General features: G+C 72.3%; 16 protein-coding genes. 9 read left to right on the top strand and 7 right to left on the bottom strand.

The annotated features are described in order from the left end of the window. Window positions 1–7: 7 nt before the first annotated feature. Together ACZ5Y0_RS16245 and ACZ5Y0_RS16250 are read right to left on the bottom strand one after the other, a co-directional pair. On the bottom strand, window positions 8–316 hold the full coding sequence (locus tag ACZ5Y0_RS16245; RefSeq protein ID WP_469129310.1) for a hypothetical protein: 309 nt from the start codon (window positions 314–316) through the stop codon (window positions 8–10). After that, complete coding sequence (locus ACZ5Y0_RS16250; RefSeq protein WP_469129311.1) at window positions 313–618, bottom strand: hypothetical protein; 306 nt, start codon at window positions 616–618, stop codon at window positions 313–315. Before ACZ5Y0_RS16250 ends, ACZ5Y0_RS16245 begins: the two co-directional genes overlap by 4 nt. A 472-nt stretch (window positions 619–1,090) precedes the next feature. Between ACZ5Y0_RS16250 and ACZ5Y0_RS16255 the strand changes: the two genes are divergently transcribed. From ACZ5Y0_RS16255 to ACZ5Y0_RS16275, 5 genes are all read left to right on the top strand, one after another. Beyond that, window positions 1,091–1,552: a DUF6099 family protein gene (locus tag ACZ5Y0_RS16255; RefSeq protein WP_469129312.1), complete on the top strand. Its 462-nt coding sequence runs from the start codon at window positions 1,091–1,093 to the stop codon at window positions 1,550–1,552. Window positions 1,553–1,903: 351 nt separating this feature from the next. Then, the gene (locus ACZ5Y0_RS16260; RefSeq protein ID WP_469129313.1) at window positions 1,904–2,827 is read left to right on the top strand and encodes an LLM class F420-dependent oxidoreductase; all 924 of its coding nucleotides are present in this window, start codon (window positions 1,904–1,906) and stop codon (window positions 2,825–2,827) included. Window positions 2,828–2,981: 154 nt separating this feature from the next. Beyond that, the gene (locus tag ACZ5Y0_RS16265; RefSeq protein WP_469129314.1) at window positions 2,982–3,905 is read left to right on the top strand and encodes a DUF4232 domain-containing protein; all 924 of its coding nucleotides are present in this window, start codon (window positions 2,982–2,984) and stop codon (window positions 3,903–3,905) included. Window positions 3,906–4,013: 108 nt separating this feature from the next. Next, on the top strand, window positions 4,014–5,477 hold the full coding sequence (locus ACZ5Y0_RS16270) for a 3' terminal RNA ribose 2'-O-methyltransferase Hen1 (protein ID WP_469129315.1): 1,464 nt from the start codon (window positions 4,014–4,016) through the stop codon (window positions 5,475–5,477). Beyond that, window positions 5,474–8,062 carry a polynucleotide kinase-phosphatase gene (locus ACZ5Y0_RS16275; protein WP_469129316.1) on the top strand — a complete coding sequence of 863 codons (2,589 nt, stop codon included), beginning with the start codon at window positions 5,474–5,476 and terminating at the stop codon, window positions 8,060–8,062. Before ACZ5Y0_RS16270 ends, ACZ5Y0_RS16275 begins: the two co-directional genes overlap by 4 nt. Window positions 8,063–8,141: 79 nt before the next feature. Here ACZ5Y0_RS16275 and ACZ5Y0_RS16280 read toward each other — a convergent pair whose 3' ends face one another. Next, window positions 8,142–9,032: a hypothetical protein gene (locus ACZ5Y0_RS16280; RefSeq protein ID WP_469129317.1), complete on the bottom strand. Its 891-nt coding sequence runs from the start codon at window positions 9,030–9,032 to the stop codon at window positions 8,142–8,144. Further along, window positions 9,029–10,093 carry an SPFH domain-containing protein gene (locus ACZ5Y0_RS16285; RefSeq protein WP_469129318.1) on the bottom strand — a complete coding sequence of 355 codons (1,065 nt, stop codon included), beginning with the start codon at window positions 10,091–10,093 and terminating at the stop codon, window positions 9,029–9,031. The genes ACZ5Y0_RS16280 and ACZ5Y0_RS16285 overlap by 4 nt, the downstream gene beginning before the upstream one ends. Window positions 10,094–10,232: 139 nt before the next feature. On the opposite strand from ACZ5Y0_RS16285, the gene ACZ5Y0_RS16290 reads away from it, so the two are divergent. Both ACZ5Y0_RS16290 and argF read left to right on the top strand, forming a co-directional pair. After that, window positions 10,233–11,456 (top strand): arginine deiminase, encoded by a 1,224-nt coding sequence (locus ACZ5Y0_RS16290; RefSeq protein WP_469129319.1) that lies wholly within the window; start codon window positions 10,233–10,235, stop codon window positions 11,454–11,456. A gap of 149 nt (window positions 11,457–11,605) precedes the next feature. After that, a complete protein-coding gene (argF, locus tag ACZ5Y0_RS16295; RefSeq protein ID WP_469129320.1) occupies window positions 11,606–12,616 on the top strand; it encodes an ornithine carbamoyltransferase in 1,011 nt (336 codons plus the stop codon). Between the two features lie 8 nt (window positions 12,617–12,624). On the opposite strand, the gene ACZ5Y0_RS16300 is transcribed toward argF, so the two are convergent. After that, a complete protein-coding gene (locus ACZ5Y0_RS16300; RefSeq protein WP_469129429.1) occupies window positions 12,625–13,086 on the bottom strand; it encodes an ATP-binding protein in 462 nt (153 codons plus the stop codon). A 314-nt stretch (window positions 13,087–13,400) separates the two neighbouring features. Between ACZ5Y0_RS16300 and ACZ5Y0_RS16305 the strand changes: the two genes are divergently transcribed. Both ACZ5Y0_RS16305 and ACZ5Y0_RS16310 read left to right on the top strand, forming a co-directional pair. Beyond that, a complete protein-coding gene (locus ACZ5Y0_RS16305; protein WP_469129321.1) occupies window positions 13,401–14,228 on the top strand; it encodes an enoyl-CoA hydratase family protein in 828 nt (275 codons plus the stop codon). Next, on the top strand, window positions 14,229–16,619 hold the full coding sequence (locus ACZ5Y0_RS16310) for a bifunctional salicylyl-CoA 5-hydroxylase/oxidoreductase (RefSeq protein ID WP_469129322.1): 2,391 nt from the start codon (window positions 14,229–14,231) through the stop codon (window positions 16,617–16,619). 11 nt (window positions 16,620–16,630) lie between these two features. Here ACZ5Y0_RS16310 and ACZ5Y0_RS16315 read toward each other — a convergent pair whose 3' ends face one another. Further along, window positions 16,631–17,455, bottom strand: coding sequence for a PaaX family transcriptional regulator (locus tag ACZ5Y0_RS16315; RefSeq protein ID WP_469129323.1), 825 nt, complete (start codon window positions 17,453–17,455; stop codon window positions 16,631–16,633). Between the two features lie 15 nt (window positions 17,456–17,470). Continuing rightward, window positions 17,471–19,075, bottom strand: a complete 1,605-nt coding sequence (locus ACZ5Y0_RS16320; RefSeq protein ID WP_469129324.1) for an AMP-binding protein — start codon at window positions 19,073–19,075, stop codon at window positions 17,471–17,473. Between the last annotated feature and the right edge of the window lie 158 nt (window positions 19,076–19,233).

A 19,233-nucleotide genomic window follows, 5' to 3' on the forward strand; every position in this document is an offset into this window, starting at 1 on the left:
CGACGCACTACCGGAACCGCTCCACAGGGGTGCGCCGGCCGGCCCGGAAGTCGATCAGGGCGGCACCGAGGTCGAGCGCCGAACCGAAGAAGAGAACCGACCGGTCGGCCGCCACGAGGATCGTCCCACCGCCCCGCACGCGGTGTACGACAGCCACCGCGTCGTCCTCCGGCAGCAGCACGTGCCCCAGATCCGCGTCCGGCGTGATGCGGCGGTACAGCGCCTCGCCGAAATCGATGAGGCGCCGCTGCTCCGCAGTGCACTCCGGAGCGCGCGGCGAAGGGTCCGCCGCCTTCTCCGGGTTCGCCTCCGTCATCCCTCTTCCCCCATCCCGTCGGCAACCGCCGCGAGTTCCCCGATCAGCACCGGGCCGCGCATCCGGGGTACGGCGTACCCCTGGGTCTCGTCCCACCGGGCGTCGAGGCCACCCCTGATCGGTCTCTTCCCCAGGGACGCCGAGGCCGTCCCTGGCGCGCGCCCGTCGTACAGGTGCGCGCCCTTCCCGTCGCCGTACGGAAACGACGCCGGATGCGCGGTGACGGCGCCCGTGACGGAAACCGACCCACCCTCGGTCAGCGGTGTCGTGCGGTGCGCGCCGTAGTGGGGAGGGATGCTCATGGCGGCAGCGTAGGACGGGGGTGGGACAGCGCCGGGCACCGAGGCGGAGGGTGCCGCCGCGGGGCGACGCCGTCCGGCGTGGCACGGTGCTTCCCGTCCGTGACCACGCCGTCGGTGCGGTGGTCCGCTCAAGACGGGCCGGCGTCCGCGCTCGGCCGCGGCGAACTCGGCGGGCGGCCTCGGGCAGGAGCGCGAGGGCGGTGGCGATCAGCTCCGCCGACGCCCCTGGGTCCTCCCGTCCGGGGAGCGGACGGGAGGTCCGGTCGACTCCCCGAGGGGCGGCCGCGCCGGACCGCTTAGCGGAGCCCCATGCTCCGATATTACTCTTAGTAGTTAATCGGCTGTCCGAAATCAATTTGTTGTCCACAGATTTCGGTCTTCCTCTGGCTTTTCGCCCCACACGCCTTCACTCTGGGTAGTGGTGCAGTGAGGTCGACGTGCGCGGAGCACGTCGGGACAGACGGGGGCGCCCATGGACGCGGTGCGGCTCATCCTGACGAGCAGCAGGGCTCTCGCGAGCAGTGGTGGCGGGAGACGGACCCTGACGGAGGTATGGCAGGCGCAGGCCCTGGCCCAGGCGATCGGCAGTCGCCTGGCGGTCTCGGGTCCGCCCGAACTGCGAGGCGAGGCCCTGGGATTGACCGAGCTGGCGGGACGGGGCTGCGGAGTGCTGGAGACCCCGGACCTCGATCCCGGTGACCTGCTCGCCGCCCGGCTCACCGAACTGGACGACGCCCGCGAGGCCCTCCTTCGTCTGGGCGATCTCCTCGGCGAGGTCGGCATCGCCCTCGTCGGCGTCGCCAGTTCGGCGGCGGACGAGGGGACGTACTGGCAGTGCATGGAGGCCATCGACGCGGCGGACGAGTCCAGGGACCGGGTCCTGGAGATGCTGCGCAAGCTGGCGGCGCGGGAAGGGGTGTTGCGGGAGGGATGAGACCCCGTAAGGGCGATCACCGCGACAGTCGCGGCACCACGGGTCCCAGTTCGGCTCGCCGCCCCCTCCTGGGCGGTCCCGGCCCTCCACCCGGCCGGAGTGTTTCCGGCGCGGACGGATCCGGGTTCGGCGCGGCCGTCGGATCCTCCACGTCCCGGCGCCGACTGCCGGCCGCCGGCGCCGGGCGGTCCGGCACCGGTCGGCCGAACGATCGCCCCGAGGGCCGGTCACCGACTCGGCTGGGCCCCGGCGTACGCAGCCGCATGCCCACTCCGGGCGGAGACGGGCGGTCCGAGGGGGGAGCGGTGGGGTCCAGGAGGCCCTCGTCAGGCCCTCGTGCAGGATGGAGACATGGATCTCCGCATCTTCACCGAGCCCCAGCAGGGCGCCACGTACGACACCCTCCTCACGGTGGCGAAGGCCACCGAGGACCTCGGCTTCGACGCCTTCTTCCGCTCCGACCACTATCTGAAGATGGGTGACGTGGACGGCCGGCCCGGCCCCACCGACGCCTGGATCACCCTCGCCGGCCTCGCCCGCGAGACCAGGCGCATCCGCCTCGGCACGCTCATGACCGCCGCCACGTTCCGGCTGCCCGGCGTCCTCGCCATCCAGGTCGCCCAGGTGGACCAGATGTCCGGCGGCCGCGTGGAACTCGGCCTGGGCGCCGCCTGGTTCGAGGAGGAGCACCGGGCGTACGGCATCCCCTTCCCCAAGGAGAAGTTCGGCCGCCTGGAGGAGCAGCTGGAGATCGTCACGGGTCTGTGGGCGACGGACGCCGGCCAGACCTTCGACTTCGAGGGCGAGCACTACCGGCTCGAGGACTCGCCCGCACTGCCCAAACCCGCCCAGGCGAAGATCCCCGTACTGATCGGCGGTCACGGCGCGAGCCGTACACCCCGGCTGGCCGCCCGGTACGCCGACGAGTTCAACATGCCGTTCGGCTCGATCGAGGAGACGGAGCGGCAGTTCGGCCGGGTCCGGGCCGCCGCCGAGGAGGCGGGGCGCGCGGCCGACGCGATCACCTACTCCAACGCCCTCGTGGTGTGTGTGGGCAAGGACGACCAGGAGGTCGCCCGCCGTGCCGCCGCGATCGGCCGCGAGGTCGACGAGCTGAAGAAGAACGGTCTGGCGGGCACCCCGGCCGAGGTCGTCGAGAAGATCGGCCGCTACGCCGAGATCGGCTCCACACGCTTCTACCTCCAGGTCCTCGACCTGCACGACCTGGACCACCTGGAGCTGATCTCCGCCGAGGTCCAGTCGCAGTTGCCGTGACGACGCCGCGAACCCCGCGCGTTCCGGCACCGGACAACGATGTCCGGTGCCGGAACGCGCGGGCGGGCTACCGGAGGGCGCCTGTGACAGCCCTGTGACCGGAATTATGGCCTCCACCACAGCCGGCGGGGCGGCACCCTGATGTGGTGACCGGATGCGCAGACCCGCCCCCCTCCTCCTTCCGGCCCTCGCCGCCGTCCTGCTGCTCTCGGCGTGTGGCGCGGAGCGCGCCGACAACCGGACCAGCGGCATCGGCGCGGCTACGCCGTCACCCGGTACCCAGGCGACCGATGAGGGGGTCGACGGGGTCCGGATCACCTCGGTGACCATCCCGTCGCCCGCACCGTCTCCCGACCGCAGCCTCTCGGTCACCGCCGACCGGCTGCCCGCCGACTCGCGCATCTCCGCCGCGTACGAGGTGACCAACCGGGGCACGGAGGCGATGACGTACACGATCCTCGTCAACTTCACCAACGGCGCGGGTGAGGTGATGGGCAACAAGCGCGAGACCGTGCGCGCGGTCGGGCCGGGGAAGACCGTCCGCGGCACCGTCGGCCTGGGATGGGCGCCGGGATCGTCCTCGGTGACGCGGGCCGAGGTCGCCGACGTCACCAAGGTGCCGGCGGACGAGGCACCGGCCGAGGCGGGCCACTGTCCGTCCTCCGGGGTCCGGGTCACCGCCGACCAGGGCGACGCGGCGATGGGCCTGCGTGTGGTGGGTCTGCACCTGGAGAACTGCGGATCGCGCGACTACTCCGTCAACGGCTACCCGCTGCTGGAACTGCTGGACGACAACCGTGAGCCGGTCGACGGCGTCGAGATCCTGAGGGGCAGCGGCGAGATCACCACCGGCGCCGGGCCCGACGAGGCGCCCGGACCCGTCACCCTGAAGCCGGGCGAGAAGGCGATCGCCGCTCTGGTGTGGCGCAACACCACCGAAGGCGGCACGGCGGTGAACGTCCCGTACGTCCGGGTCCGGGCCGAGGCGGGTGCCGACCCGGTCGTCGTGACACCCGGACTGGACCTCGGCACCACCGGAAGGCTGGGCGTCCGGCCGTGGAAGCGGGCGGCGGAGTAGCGCGGGAAAATCCCCGGTGCGCACGCCCCGTTCTCTGTACGTTGGAAAAACGCGCGGGCGCACCACCAGCGCTTTCGCTTCTTCCGAACCCCTTCCGAGGCAACCACCGTGTTCCTGACGATCACCACCACCGGCACCCCCGAACGCCCTGCCACCGACCTGGGCTTCCTGCTGCACAAGCATCCCGACAGGGCGCAGGCGTTCTCCACCTCCTACGGCAAGGCGCACGTCCTCTACCCCGAGGCGGACGCCGAACGCTGCACGGCGGCACTGCTGCTGGAGGTGGATGCGGTGGCGCTGGTCCGCCGGGGCAAGGGCAAGGGCCGCGGCGGCGCACCCGACGCGGCGCTCGCGCAGTACGTCAACGACCGCCCGTACGCGGCCTCCTCGCTGCTCGCCGTCGCGCTCAGCGGCGTCTTCTCCAGCGCCATGCGCGGGGTGTGCACGGCGAAGCCCGAACTGCCGGCGCAGCCGCGACCGTTGCGCGTCGAGGTGCCGGCGCTGCCCGCGCGCGGCGGACCCGCCCTGGTCCGGCGCCTGTTCGAGCCGCTCGGCTGGTCGGTGGGCGCCGAACCGGTCGCGCTGGACACGGAGTTCCCGGACTGGGGGGACTCGCGGTACGTGCGGCTCGTGCTGGAGTCCGAGGCGCTGACGCTCGCCGAGGCCCTGCGGCACCTGTACGTCCTGCTGCCCGTCCTCGACGACGCCAAGCACTACTGGGTCTCTCCCGACGAGGTCGACAAGCTGCTGCGGGCCGGCGAGGGCTGGCTGCCCGGCCACCCCGAACAGAAGCTGATCACCAGCCGCTATCTGTCGCGCCGCTGGTCACTGACCCGGCAGGCGATGGAACGGCTGGAGCTGGTGCGACTTGCCGAGACCGACGACAGTGCGGTCGAGGAGATCGACAACGCGGTCGAGGCGGAGACGGAGGAGAGGCCGACCCCGCTCGCCGTGCAGCGCCGCGACGCCATCGTGGCCGCGCTGGGCGCGTCCGGTGCCGCCCGCGTGCTCGACCTGGGCTGTGGCCAGGGCCAGTTGGTGCAGGCACTGCTGAAGGACCCCGGGTTCACGGAGATCGTGGGCGTCGACGTGTCGATGCGCGCGCTGACCATCGCCTCCCGGCGGCTGAAGCTGGACCGGATGGGCGAACGGCAGGCCTCCCGCGTCCAGCTGTTCCAGGGCTCGCTCGCCTACACCGACAGCCGGCTCAAGGGCTATGACGCGGCCGTGCTCAGCGAGGTCGTCGAGCACCTCGACCTGCCGCGGCTGCCCGCCCTGGAGTACGCGGTGTTCGGCTCGGCCCGACCCAGGACGGTCCTGGTGACCACCCCGAACGTCGAGTACAACGTCCGCTGGGAGACGCTCCCGGCCGGCCACGTCCGACACGGCGACCACCGCTTCGAGTGGACCCGCGAGGAGTTCCGCACCTGGGCCGGCGGAGTGGCCGCGCGGCACGGCTACGACGTGGAGTTCGTGCCCGTCGGACCGGACGACCCCGAGGTCGGCCCCCCGACGCAGATGGCCGTCTTCGCGCTGAGGACCACGGACGAGAAGGAGGCGAAGGCAGCATGAGCGACACTCGGGAAACCCCCGAGCAGGGCCGTGTCCTGCCCGTCACCGACCTCTCCCTCGTCGTGCTGATAGGCGCGTCGGGGTCGGGCAAGTCCACGTTCGCCCGGCGTCACTTCAAGCCCACCGAGGTCATCTCCTCCGACTTCTGCCGCGGCCTGGTCGCCGACGACGAGAACGACCAGAGCGCCTCGCGGGACGCCTTCGACGTCCTGCACTACATCGCGGGCAAGCGCCTCGCGGCGGGCCGGCGCACGGTCGTCGACGCGACCAGCGTGCAGCAGGACGCCCGACGGCAACTCATCGACCTGGCCCGGCAGTACGACGTGCTGCCCATCGCGATCGTGCTGGACGTGCCGGAGGAGGTGTGCGCCGAGCGCAACGCGGCCCGGTCCGACCGTGCCGACATGCCGCGCCGGGTCATCCAGCGGCACACCCGCGAGCTGCGCCGCTCGCTGCGGCACCTGGAGCGGGAGGGCTTCCGCAAGGTGCACGTCCTGCGGGGGGTGGCGGACATCGAGAACGCCACGGTCGTCACCGAGAAGCGCTTCAACGACCTGACCCACCTCACCGGCCCCTTCGACATCGTCGGTGACATCCACGGATGCGCCGCCGAACTGGAGTCGCTGCTGGAGAAGTTGGGCTACGTCGACGGCGTCCACCCGGAGGGCCGCCAGGCCGTCTTCGTCGGCGACCTCGTCGACCGCGGCCCGGACAGCCCCGGTGTGCTGCGCCGCGTGATGGCGATGGTCAAATCGGGCGACGCGCTGTGCGTGCCCGGCAACCACGAGAACAAGTACGGCCGCCATCTGCGCGGCCGCAAGGTCCAGCCCACCCACGGACTCGCCGAGACCATCGAGCAGATGGACCGCGAGAGTGAGGAGTTCCGCACCGAGGTACGGGAGTTCCTCGACGGCCTCGTCAGCCACTACGTCCTCGACGGCGGCAGGCTGGTGGTGTGCCACGCGGGGCTGCCGGAGAAGTACCACGGCCGTACCTCGGGCCGGGTCCGCTCGCACGCCCTGTACGGCGACACCACGGGCGAGACCGACGAGTTCGGCCTGCCGGTGCGCTACCCGTGGGCGGAGGACTACCGCGGGCGGGCCGCGGTCGTCTACGGCCACACTCCGGTCCCGGAGGCGAGCTGGCTCAACAACACCATCTGCCTGGACACCGGCGCCGTGTTCGGCGGCAAGCTGACCGCGCTGCGTTGGCCGGAGCGGGAGCTGGTCGACGTACCGGCCGAGCGGGTCTGGTACGAGCCGGCGAGGCCGCTGCGGGCCGAGGCGCCGGGCGGGCTCGACGGGCGCCCGCTGGACCTGAAGGACGTGCAGGGCCGACGCGTGATCGAGACCCGGCACGCGGGACGGGTGTCCGTGCGGGAGGAGAACGCCGCGGCGGCCCTGGAGGTCATGAGTCGATTCGCCGTCGACCCGCGCCTGCTGCCGTACCTGCCGCCGACCATGGCGCCGACGGCGACCAGCCGCGTGGAGGGGTATCTGGAGCACCCGGCGGAGGCGTTCGCGCAGTACGCCGAGGACGGTGTCGCGCGGGTCGTGTGCGAGGAGAAGCACATGGGCTCGCGGGCGGTGGCCCTGGTCTGCCGGGACGCGGAGACGGCCCGGAAGCGGTTCGGCGTGGAGGGTCCGACGGGCTCCCTCTACACCCGCACCGGCCGCCCCTTCTTCGACGACGGGTCCGTCACCGAGCGGATCCTCGACCGGCTCCGTACGGCGGTCGGCGAGGCCGGTCTCTGGGAAGGACTCGACACCGACTGGCTGCTGTTGGACGCGGAGCTGATGCCGTGGTCGTTGAAGGCGGCCGGACTGCTGCGCTCGCAGTACGCGGCCGTCGGCGCCGCGTCCGGCGCGGTCTTCCCGGACACCCTGGCGGCGCTGGAGGGCGCGGCCGCACGCGGGGTCGACGTCGGCGACCTGCTGTCCCGGCAGCGTGAACGTGCCGCCGACGCGGCCGCGTTCACCGAGGCGTACCGGCGTTACTGCTGGACCACGGACGGCCTGGAGGGTGTCCGCCTGGCACCGTTCCAGATCCTCGCGGTCCAGGGCCGCAGCCTCGCGGCCCTGCCCCACGACGAGCAACTGACCCTGCTGGACCGGCTGGTGGAGCACGACAGCACCGGCCTCCTCCAGACGACCCGGCGCCTGTACGTCGACACGGGCGACCCCGAGTCGGTGCGGGCCGGCGTCGACTGGTGGCTGGAGATGACGGGTCGTGGCGGCGAGGGCATGGTCGTCAAGCCTCTGGGAGCGGTGGTGCGATGCGGGTTTCCCGGCTCGAGCGAAGCCGGGAGCGGGGGAGAGCGGGGCCGGCTGGTCCAGCCGGGCATCAAATGCCGGGGACGCGAGTACCTGCGGATCATCTACGGCCCGGAGTACACGCGACCCGACAACCTCGCCCGGCTGCGGCAGCGCTTCCTGAACCACAAGCGCTCCCTGGCGATCCGCGAGTACGCCCTCGGCCTGGAGGCCCTGGACCGGCTGGCGGAGGGCGAGCCCCTGTGGCGCGTGCACGAGGCGGTGTTCGGCGTGCTCGCGCTGGAGTCGGAGCCGGTGGACCCGAGGCTGTGACCGGGGAGGCGGCCGGAAACCTTCGGGTCCGGCCGCTGTCCTGGCGTGATCCGCGCGAGGGGCCCTGCGGCTGGTGGGGTCATCCCACCAGCCGCAGTCGCTCCTCGCACACGCCCACCGTGACCCGCTGTCCCCAGGTGAGTTCCACCGCGTCGCTCTCGATGCCGTCACCGAAGGCGATGAGCCTTTCGGACTCGACGGTGAGGGTCAGCCGGGCGCCGGCCACGAGTTCGCCCGCGACCAGGGAGGTGCCGGTGGCCGGGGACGGCCAGGCCTCCCGGACGAACCACAGGAGCCGCTCTTCGCAGGGGCCCGGCAGGTGCGGGCCGTCGGCGCCCCGCTGCTGCCGGACCGAGCGGATCCAGCCGGTGGCTCCCGTGCCGGTGCCGACCAGTACCCCTGAGGAGGCCTGGGCCTCGGCGACACCCCCGTCGCCGTCGAGGCCCAGGCGGTAGCGGGCGGTCTGGTGGCCGGCCGCGCCGAGATAGATCTCGTTCAGGGCCACCAGCCGCTGGGTGTCGTCGGCGACCGCCTCGACCATGGTCAGTTCCTCGACGCCGTCGGTGGCGGTCAGCAGCGCCCCCGTGTCCGCGGGCCGGTGGCGGACCAGGACACCCGGATTGCGGCCGGGGTCCGTGTCGATGCCCACGACCGGCTGACCCGCCAGGTACTTGGCGACGTTGGCCACCAGCCCGTCCTGGCCGACCACGACCACCACGTCCTCCGGCGCGAACAGGAAACGGTCCAGGTCCCGCCGCTCGACACGACTCTGGCGCCAGGCCAGGGGAATCGCCGCCGTCACCTCGGCCAGCGCCCGGCGGGTGCGACGGTGACGCTCGGCGACCTCCTCGATGTCCCGGCCCCGCGAGGAGAGGAAGAAGGCGGCCTGGCCGTGCGTGCCGTGCCGGGCGACCAACTCCTCGTACTCCGTGGTGCGGTGGACCAGCACCGCACGCGGGGCCAGACTCACTCCTGGACTCCCAGCTTGGCCAGCAGTCCCGTCAGTACGTCCGGCGAGATGGTCAGGCTGTCTATGTGCGGCAGGTTCTCCGCGAGCCGGGTGCCGGTCAGGGCGTGCAGGGTCGCGATGTCGGCGTCCGCGTGCACCCGGAGCCACGCCGCCTGGGCCCGCGCCCGCGCCTCGCCCACCTCGCGGGCCGCCTCCGCCTCCGCGCGGGCCAGCCGTACCGTCCGGGTCGCCTCCGCGTCGCCGAGGGTGACGGCACGGGCCGCCTCCGCCTCCGCCAGCCGTACCAGGCGTGCCGCCTCCGCCTCGGCGCGCACCTTGTCGGCCGCCGCGTTCTTCTCAGCCTCGCGGCGGGCGTTCGTACCGCGCTGGTCGACCAACTGCTCCTCGCGGCGGGCGAGTTCGATCTGGCTGGCGAGCTCGTTCTCGGCGATCGTCCGTTCCCGCTCGACGGCCACCGCCCGGCGCTCGTACGTCGCCCGGTCCGCCTCCTGCTGGATCTGCTCGCGCGCCGGGGTGCGCAGGGCCCGTTCCACCTCGGGCTCCGGCCGGAGTGCCACCACGCGCACGGCGACGATCTCGATGCCGGTGGCGGGCAGCCGGGGCTCCGCCGAAAGCCCGGCGGCGACCCGCTCACGCACCGCCGTCACCCCGTCGACCAGCGCCGCCGACAGTGGCGTACGGGCGAGGACGTCCAGCGCGTGCTGCTGGGCCGTCTCGGTCAGCAGGGTGCCGAGCTGCTCCAGCGGAGCGCCGCGCCAGACCCCGGTGTCCGGGTCGATCGAGAAGTCGAGGCGGGCGGCGGCGAGCGCCGGATCGCTGACCCGGTAGGTCACGGTCGCCTGTACGGCCACGTCCTGGAAGTCCGCCGTACGGGCGTGGAAGGTCATGGCCAACTCGCGGTCGTCCACCGGGACTTCGGAGAGGGCGGCGGTCAGCGGGCGGAACCAGAAGCTGAGTCCGGGACCGTCGTGCACCAGGGTGCCGGAGCGGTGGTGGCGGATGTGCGCCGTCGGGGCGCCCCGCAGGTGGCGCCAGCCCAGGCGCCGGGTGATGTCGGCCACGGGTCCCCCTCGTTCGAACTATTGTCGTCACTGGGACGATAATCGAGGAGCCGACTTGTCGTCAAGGGGACGAAAACAAGGTGAGACGGAATCGGGCCAGTGGCGGGTGAAGGCGGGCCCCGGTGGTCAGGATGGAGGCATGGGTTTCCATGTCGACTCCGAGGCCGGGCGGCTGCGCCGCGTCATCCTGCACCGGCCGGATCTCGAGCTCAAAAGGCTCACCCCCAGCAACAAGGACGCACTTCTCTTCGACGACGTGCTCTGGGTGCGCCGGGCGCGTGTCGAGCACGACGGCTTCGCGGACGTCCTGCGTGACCGCGGCGTCGCCGTCCACCTCTTCGGCGATCTGCTCACCGAGGCCCTGGAGATCCCGGCGGCCCGAGCACTCGTCCTGGACCGGGTCTTCGACGAGAAGGAGTACGGGGTGCTCGCCACCGACCACCTCCGCGCGGCCTTCGAGAACCTGGCCGCGCCCGACCTGGCCGAGGTCCTGGTCGGCGGCATGACCAAGAGGGAGTTCCTCGACGCGCACCCGGAGCCGACCTCCGTGCGCTTCCACGCCATGGAGCTCGACGACTTCCTCCTCGGTCCCCTCCCCAACCACCTGTTCACCCGTGACACCTCCGCCTGGATCTACGACGGCGTCTCCATCAACGCGATGCGCTGGCCGGCCCGGCAGCGCGAGACCGTGCACTTCGAGGCGATCTACCGCTACCACCCGCTCTTCCGACCCGAGGAGTTCCACCTCTGGTCCGAGGGGCAGGCCGACTACCCCTCCACCATCGAGGGCGGGGACGTTCTCGTCATCGGCAACGGCGCCGTCCTCATCGGCATGAGCGAGCGCACCACCCCCCAGGCCGTCGAGATGCTCGCCCACAAGCTGTTCGCGGCGGGCTCGGCCACCACGATCGTCGCCCTCGACATGCCGAAGCGGCGCGCCTTCATGCACCTCGACACCGTGATGACGATGGTCGACGGCGACACCTTCACCCAGTACGCGGGCCTCGGCATGCTCCGCTCGTACACCATCGAGCCGGGCGTCGGCGAGAAGGAGCTGAAGGTCACCGACCACCCGCCGGAGCACATGCACCGCGCGATCGCCGCCGCCCTCGGCCTCAGCGAGATCCGCGTCCTGACCGCCACCCAGGACGTGCACGCCGCCGAACGAGAGCAGTGGGACGACGGCTGCAACGTCCTGGCCGTCGAGCCGGGCGTCGTCGTCGCCTACGAACGCAACGCCACCACCAACACCCATCTGCGCAAGCAGGGCATCGAGGTCATAGAGATCCCGGGCAGCGAGCTGGGCCGGGGGAGGGGCGGACCGCGCTGCATGAGCTGTCCGGTGGAGCGGGGCCCGGTGTAGTCCTCGGTGAGGGAGCGGGCGGGCCGCCCGTGAGCCCCCGACTGTATATAAATGCTTACAGTCGTATAGACTTCCAGGCATTCTCCTTCTCGAACATGTCACCGAACGACCTGCCACCGAACCTGTTCACCGCACCTCTGGAGCGCCCCATGGCGACAGTCCCGACCGCCCTCGCCGGCCGCCACCTCCTCAAGGAGCTGGATCTCACCCAGGAGGAGTTCCGCGGGCTGATCGAGCTGGCCGCCGAGCTGAAGGCGGCCAAGAAGGCCGGGACCGAGACGCGGTACCTCAGCGGCAGGAACATCGCGCTGATCTTCGAGAAGACCTCCACGCGCACCCGCTGCGCGTTCGAGGTCGCCGCCGCCGACCAGGGCGCCTCGACCACGTACCTCGATCCGGGCGGCTCGCAGATCGGCCACAAGGAGTCCGTGAAGGACACCGCGCGCGTGCTCGGCCGGATGTACGACGGCATCCAGTATCGCGGCGACAGTCAGGCCAAGGTCGAGGAACTGGCCGCACACGCCGGCGTGCCCGTCTACAACGGCCTCACCGACGACTGGCACCCCACCCAGATGCTCGCCGACGTGCTCACCATGACCGAGCACACCGCCAAGCCACTGCACGGGATCACTTTCGCCTACCTCGGCGACGCCCGCTTCAACATGGGCAACTCCTACCTGGTCACCGGTGCGCTGCTCGGCATGGACGTGCGCATCGTCGCACCCAAGGCCTACTGGCCCGCCCAGAAGATCGTCGACCGCGCGCACGAGCTGGCCGTCACCAGCGGTGCGCGTGTCACCCTCACGGAGTCACCGGCCGAGGGCGTGCGCGGCGCCGACTTCGTCGCCACCGACGTGTGGGTCTCCATGGGGGAGCCCAAGGAGGTCTGGGACGAGCGGATCGAGGCCCTCGCCCCGTACGCCGTGACCATGGACGTCCTGCGCGCCACCGGCAACCCCGACGTCAGGTTCCTGCACTGCCTGCCCGCCTTCCACGACCTCGGCACCAAGGTCGGCCGCGAGATCCACGACCGGCACGGTCTGGACTCGCTGGAGGTGACCGACGAGGTCTTCGAGTCGGCGCACTCCATCGTCTTCGACGAGGCCGAGAACCGGCTGCACACCATCAAGGCCGTGCTGGTGGCGACGCTGGCCCGATAGGGCCCGGTTCACCCCGGACGAGGGCCCCCCTGCGGCGGAACCGCGGCCAGCCGGAACCACACCGCCTTGCCGGTCTCCGTCGGCCGGTGACCGCAGGACGAGCTGAGCGCGCGGATCAGCAGCAGCCCGCGCCCGTGCTCCTGCCACGGGTCGGGCTCCTGGCCGACGACCGGGCGGGTCAGGTCGCCGGGCGGCACCGGGTCGGGGTCGTGCACCTCGACCTGGCAGCCGGTCGGCAGCAGCTGCACCACCAGCTCTATCGGATCGTCCCCGGCGGTGTGCTCCACGGCGTTCGCCACCAGCTCGGCGGTCAGCAGCTCCGCCGTATCGCTGTCCGCCCCGTGTTCGAGCTCCGCCAGCGCCGTGCGGACCAGGGCACGGGCCACCGGCACGGCCGCGGCGGAGTGCGGCAGCGCGATACGCCAGGAGGCGGCTGCGGAGGGGCGTTCGTGCAAGGCGAGTCCGTTCATGGCGCAGGTTCCCGTGGACGACATCAGGCGGTCCTGCTTTCGATTTGAGGAATGGTACGGCGGCCTCCGCCAGAGGCCCAGACCGGCCGCCGTACGGGACGGCCCGGCACCGGTCGGCCTACCCGGCACAACGGTCCCGCGCACACCCCTGGTCCCGCTGTTACCGCGTTATCGACGACCGGTGACGCATGTGACGCGGACCGGTCACGCGTGGACACCGTTCGCTTACCCGTTCGCCTTATTGCGCACTCCTGACGACGGTCACATTCCAGTGATAACTTCGAAGGTGACCGCTCGCCGAGGAGGCCGCCCTCATGAGTCCCTTCACCGGCTCCGCCGCCCGCACCTCCGACTGGCACCATCTGCGCGTCACCCACACCGACGGCGTCGTCACCGTCACCCTCGCCCGCCCCGAGAAACTCAACGCGCTCACCTTCGGCGCCTACGCCGACCTGCGCGATCTGCTCGCCGAACTGTCCAGGGAACGCTCCGCGCGCGCCCTGGTGCTGGCCGGCGAGGGACGCGGCTTCTGCTCCGGCGGAGACGTCGAGGAGATCATCGGCGCCACCCTCGCCCTGGACACCGCCCAGCTCCTCGACTTCAACCGGATGACCGGCCAGGTCGTCCGGGCCGTACGGGAGTGCCCGTTCCCGGTGATCGCGGCCGTGCACGGGGTGGCCGCCGGGGCGGGCGCGGTGCTGGCCCTGGCCGCGGACTTCCGCGTCGCCGACCCCAGTGCCCGCTTCGCGTTCCTCTTCACCCGCGTCGGCCTCTCGGGCGGAGACATGGGCGCCGCCTACCTCCTGCCCCGCGTCGTCGGCCTCGGCCACGCCACCCGTCTGCTGATGCTCGGCGAACCGGTCCGTGCCCCCGAGGCGGAGCGGATCGGCCTGATCAGCGAACTGGCGGAGGAGACCGACGCCGACGAGGCCGCCCACCGCCTGGCCCGCCGCCTCGCCGACGGCCCGGCCCTCGCCCACGCCCAGACGAAGGCCCTTCTCACGGCCGAACTCGACATGCCGCTCTCGGCAGCGGTCGAACTGGACGCCGCGACCCAGGCCCTCCTGATGAACGGCGAGGACTACGCGGAGTTCCACCGGTCCTTCCAGGAAAAACGCCCCCCCAAGTGGAAGGGGCGGTAAGTGTCCTCACCCGAAGGGGCGCTACCAGCCACCACGGCGCGCCCGCCCCACGACGGCCCCCACCACCCCCCACGCATCGCCGTCATCGGTGGAGGCCCCGGCGGGCTCTACACCGCGGCCCTCCTGAAACGCCGCGTCCCCGACCGCGAGGTCACGCTCTGGGAACGCACCACGCCCGACCGCACCTTCGGCTTCGGAGTGGTCCTCTCCGACGAAACCCTCGGCGGCATAGAACACGCCGACCACGTCGTCCACGAGGCCCTCCGGCGGAACCTCACCCGCTGGGACGACATAGACATCGTCCACAGAGGCACCCGCCACACCGCCCGAGGCCACGGCTTCGCCGCCTTGGGCAGAGAGCGCCTCCTGGAGATCCTGCACACCCGCTGCCACGCCCTCGGCGTGGACCTGCGCCCGCACGCCGAGGCGCCGCCCGCCGAGAGCCTCGCGCAGACCTACGACCTGGTCGTCGCCGCCGACGGCGTGCACAGTGCCACCCGCGAGACCTACGCCCACGTATTCCGCCCCCGCGTGACCGCCCACCGCTGCCGCTACATCTGGCTGGCCGCCGACTTCGCCTTCGACGCCTTCCGCTTCGAGATCGCCGAGACCGAGCACGGCGTGATGCAACTGCACGGCTATCCGTACGCCCGCCCGGCTGCCGACCACCACCCCTCGGCGGGGCCGTCCGGGCCACGGAACCGATGCGGTGCCTCCACCGTCATCGTCGAGATGCGCGAGGAGGTCTGGCACGCGGCCGGATTCGACGAGGTCGCCCCGCAGGAGTCGATCGAACGCTGCGCCAAGATCTTCGCGGACGCGCTCGGTGGACAGCGGCTCAGGTCCAACAACTCGGCGTGGACGGCGTTCCGCACGGTGGTCAACGAGCGCTGGTCGCACGGAAATGTGGTGCTGCTGGGCGACGCCGCCCACACCGCCCACTTCTCCATCGGCTCCGGCACCAAGCTCGCCGTCGAGGACGCCCTGGCCCTGACGGCATGCCTGGAGGAACATGCCGACCTGCGGACGGCGTTGACCGCCTACGAGGAGGAACGCAAGCCGGTCGTCGCCTCCACCCAGCGTGCCGCCCTCGCCAGCCTGGAGTGGTTCGAGAACCTCGGCCTGTACGTCGACCAGCCGCCGCGCCGGTTCGCGTTCAACCTGCTCACCCGCAGCCGCCGCGTCACCCACGACAACCTGCGGCTGCGCGACGCGCGCTTCACCGAGGACGTGGAGCGGGAGTTCGGCTGCCCGCCCGGCACACCCCCGATGTTCACGCCGTTCCGGCTGCGCGGTCTGACCCTGCGCAACCGGGTCGTGGTGTCGCCCATGGACATGTACTCGGCGGCCGACGGCGTCCCCGGCGACCTCCACCTCGTCCATCTCGGTGCCCGCGCACTCGGCGGGGCCGCGCTGGTGATGACGGAGATGGTGTGCGTGTCGCCCGAGGGACGCATCACGCCCGGTTGCGCCGGCCTCTACACCGGCGGACAGGCCGCGGCCTGGCGGCGGATCACCGACTTCGTGCACGAGCGGGCGCCGGGCACCGCGATCGGCGTGCAGCTCGGCCACTCCGGGCGCAAGGGCTCCACCCGGCTCATGTGGGAGGGCATGGACGAGCCCCTGCCGGACGGCAACTGGCCCCTCGTGGCCGCCTCTCCACTGCCGTACCGGCCCGGCAGTCAGATTCCGCGCGAGCTGGGCCGGGCGCAACTCACCGACTTGCGCGAGCAGTTCGCGTCGGCGGCCTGGCGGGCCGCGCGGGCCGGGTTCGACCTGCTCGAACTGCACTGCGCGCACGGCTACCTGCTGTCCGGCTTCCTCTCCCCGCTGACCAACCGCCGCACCGACGCCTATGGCGGCTCGCTGGAGCGGCGACTGCGGTTCCCCCTGGAGGTCTTCGACGCCGTACGGGCCGTGTGGCCGCAGGAGCGGCCCATGACCGTACGGATCTCCGCGACCGACTGGGCCGACGGCGGGACCACGGCCGAGGACGCCGTGGAGATCGCCCGCGCCTTCGCCGCGCACGGCGTCGACGCGATCGACGTCTCCACCGGGCAGGTCGTCGCCGACGAGACCCCGGCGTACGGGCGGTCGTACCAGACGCCGTTCGCGGACCGGATCCGGCACGAGGCGCGCGTGCCGGTGATCGCGGTCGGCGCGATCTCCTCCTGGGACGACGTCAACTCGCTGCTCCTGGCCGGACGGGCGGACCTGTGCGCCCTGGCCCGCCCGCACCTGTACGACCCGCAATGGACGCTGCACGCGGCCGCCGAACAGGGCTACGACGGGCCGGGCGCCGTCTGGCCGGCGCCGTACCGGGCGGGCAGCCGGCCGCCGCGCACCGGTCGTACGGACGCCCCCAAACAGCGCCTCACACTGGGGAATTGACGACGGTCCGCTCAGGCGCCGGGGAGCAGGCCCGCGAACTCGGCGCCCGCGTCCCGCAGCCGTCCGTGCAGCCCCTGGAACACGGCTGCCGAGCGTGCCCCCGGCCAGTCCCCGGGGAGCAGCCCGGCGGGCAGACCGGGGTCGGCGTAGGGCAGGTGGCGCCAGGCGTCCAGAGCGAGGAGGTAGTCGCGGTACGCCGCCTCCGGCGGGGTGTCCGTGCGCCGCTCCCAGGCGTGCAGCACGTGCGCGTGGCGGTCGAGGAACGCCTCGTGCTCCTTGGCGATGGCCGCCAGGTCCCACCAGCGGGCGACGGCTTCCACGGTCGGTGCGAAGCCAAGGTGCTCGCCGCGGAAGAAGTCGACGTAGGCGTCCAGGCCCAACCGCTCCAGGGTGTGCCGGGTCTCCTCGTGCAGCCGGGCCGGGGCGATCCACACACCGGGGGCGGCCGTGCCGAAGCCGAGACCCGCCAGCCGGGAACGCAGCACGTGCCGCTTCTGCCGCTCCGACTCCGGCACCGAGAACACCGCCAGCACCCAGCCCTCGTCCTCGGGGGGCGCGGTGGCGTAGACGCGACGGTCGCCGTCCTCCAGCAACTGCTGTGCTTCCGCGGACAGTTCGTACCCGGCGGCGCCTTGGGCGGTGCGGGCCGGCAGCAGCAGACCGCGTCGTTTCAGCCGGGACACCGAGGAGCGCACCGAGGGAGCGTCGACACCTACCGCGGCCAGCAGCCGGATCAGCTCGGCGACGGGCACCGGGCCCGGCGCGAAGCGGCCGTACGCGCCGTAGAGCGTGACGATGAGGGACCGGGGTGCGGGCTGGTCGGACACGTTGATCATCTTAGGTCGTCGGCATCACTGCTGGTCACCATCGGTGTCACCCCTGGTGCGCAGGCGGAAGCGCTGGAGTTTGCCGGTCGCGGTGCGCGGCAGCGCGTCCAGGAAGACGATCTCCCGCGGACACTTGTACGGCGCCAACTCCGCCTTGACGAAAGCCCGCAGCGCCTCCGCGTCCGGGCGCGCCCCGGCCCGCAGGACGGCGTACGCCACCACCACCTGCCCGCGCGCCTCGTCGGACCGTCCGACGACCGCCGTCTCGACGACGTCGGGATGGCGCAGCAGCGCGTCCTCCACCTCGGGGCCCGCGATGTTGTACCCGGCGGAGACGATCATGTCGTCGGCGCGGGCCACGTACCGGAAGTGGCCGTCGTCCTCACGGACGTAGGTGTCGCCGGTGACGTTCCACCCGTCGCGCACGTACTCCCGCTGCCGCGCGTCGGCGAGGTAGCGGCAGCCCACCGGGCCGCGCACGGCGAGCAGTCCGGGCCGGCCGTCGGGGACCGGCGCGCCGGTCTCGTCCTGCACGCGCGCGTGCCAGCCCGGAACGGGGACGCCCGTGGTACCCGGCCGGATCCGCTCGTCGGCCGCCGAGATGAAGATGTGCAGCAGCTCGGTGGCCCCGATCCCGTTGATCAGGCGCAGCCCGGTTTGCTCGTGCCAGGCCCGCCAGGTGGCCGCGGGCAGGTTCTCGCCGGCGGAGACGCAGCGGCGCAGGGACGACACGTCGTGGCCGTCGAGGTCGCCGAGCATCGCCCGGTAGGCGGTGGGCGCGGTGAACAGCACCGACATCCGATGCTCGGCGATCGCCGGCAACAACTGCCGCGGACCCGCCTGTTCGAGCAGCACGGCACTCGCTCCGACCCGCATCGGGAACACCAGCAACCCGCCGAGCCCGAAGGTGAACCCGAGCGGGGGACTGCCTCCGAACACGTCGTCGGCGCGCGGTGCGAGCACGTGCCGGGAGAAGGTGTCGGCGATCGCCAGCACGTCCCGGTGGAAGTGCAGGCAGCCCTTGGGCCGGCCGGTGGTGCCCGAGGTGAACGCGATGAGCGCCACGTCGTCGGCGGCGGTGTCCACGGCCGGGAACGGCGTGGCGGTCGTCGGCCGGTTCAGCAGGTCGTCGGGGGCGTCACCGCCGTACACCGCGATCCGCAACCCCGGTATCCCCGCCTCGGCAAGGTCGTCCACGGACCGGATGTCGCACAGGGCGTGCTCCACCCGGGCGATCTCGCACATCGTGCGCAGCTCGTGCGAGCGCTGCTGGGCCAGCACGGTGACCGCGATCGCGCCCGCCTTCAGCACCGCCAGCCAGCAGGCCGCCAGCCACGGCGTGGTCGGCCCGCGCAGCAGCACCCGGTTGCCCGGCACGACGCCCAGCTCGCCGGTGAGCAGGTGCGCCAGCCGGTCGACACGGGCGCCCAGCTCCCCGTACGTCCACGGCGGGCCCGTGGGGGTGCGGAACACCGGCCGCTCGGGGGCGCCCCCGTCGAGCAGTTCGGCGGCGGCGTTCAGCCGTTCCGGATAGCGCAGCTCCGGCAGGCCGAAGTCCAGCCGGGGCCACTGGCCGGGTGGCGGGAGGTGGTCGCGCGCGAAGGTGTCGACGTGGCCCGAGGCGTGCATGGCGGTTCGCCCCCTTGCCTTGGTGGGCGCCTGGTGGGCGCCGTGGCGGGCGTGATGGTGGGCTCGCCCACCGAGCGTATCGTGTTGGTGACGGCAGTCAACGGTTCGCGATACGGTGGAGGAGGCAGAGGCAAGGCCATCGGCGGAGAGGGGCGGCG

Source organism: Streptomyces sp. NPDC033216 (genome assembly GCF_055577115.1).

Excerpts from the sequence above, each read along its gene's own strand:
- ACZ5Y0_RS16245 (WP_469129310.1), bottom strand. The coding sequence starts at position 316 with ATGACGGAGGCGAACCCGGAGAAGGCGGCGGACCCTTCGCCGCGCGCT.
- ACZ5Y0_RS16250 (WP_469129311.1), bottom strand. The coding sequence starts at position 618 with ATGAGCATCCCTCCCCACTACGGCGCGCACCGCACGACACCGCTGACC.
- ACZ5Y0_RS16255 (WP_469129312.1), top strand. The coding sequence starts at position 1,091 with ATGGACGCGGTGCGGCTCATCCTGACGAGCAGCAGGGCTCTCGCGAGC.
- ACZ5Y0_RS16260 (WP_469129313.1), top strand. The coding sequence starts at position 1,904 with ATGGATCTCCGCATCTTCACCGAGCCCCAGCAGGGCGCCACGTACGAC.
- ACZ5Y0_RS16265 (WP_469129314.1), top strand. The coding sequence starts at position 2,982 with ATGCGCAGACCCGCCCCCCTCCTCCTTCCGGCCCTCGCCGCCGTCCTG.
- ACZ5Y0_RS16275 (WP_469129316.1), top strand. The coding sequence starts at position 5,474 with ATGAGCGACACTCGGGAAACCCCCGAGCAGGGCCGTGTCCTGCCCGTC.
- ACZ5Y0_RS16290 (WP_469129319.1), top strand. The coding sequence starts at position 10,233 with ATGGGTTTCCATGTCGACTCCGAGGCCGGGCGGCTGCGCCGCGTCATC.
- argF (WP_469129320.1), top strand. The coding sequence starts at position 11,606 with ATGGCGACAGTCCCGACCGCCCTCGCCGGCCGCCACCTCCTCAAGGAG.
- ACZ5Y0_RS16300 (WP_469129429.1), bottom strand. The coding sequence starts at position 13,086 with ATGAACGGACTCGCCTTGCACGAACGCCCCTCCGCAGCCGCCTCCTGG.
- ACZ5Y0_RS16305 (WP_469129321.1), top strand. The coding sequence starts at position 13,401 with ATGAGTCCCTTCACCGGCTCCGCCGCCCGCACCTCCGACTGGCACCAT.
- ACZ5Y0_RS16315 (WP_469129323.1), bottom strand. The coding sequence starts at position 17,455 with ATGATCAACGTGTCCGACCAGCCCGCACCCCGGTCCCTCATCGTCACG.
- ACZ5Y0_RS16320 (WP_469129324.1), bottom strand. The coding sequence starts at position 19,075 with ATGCACGCCTCGGGCCACGTCGACACCTTCGCGCGCGACCACCTCCCG.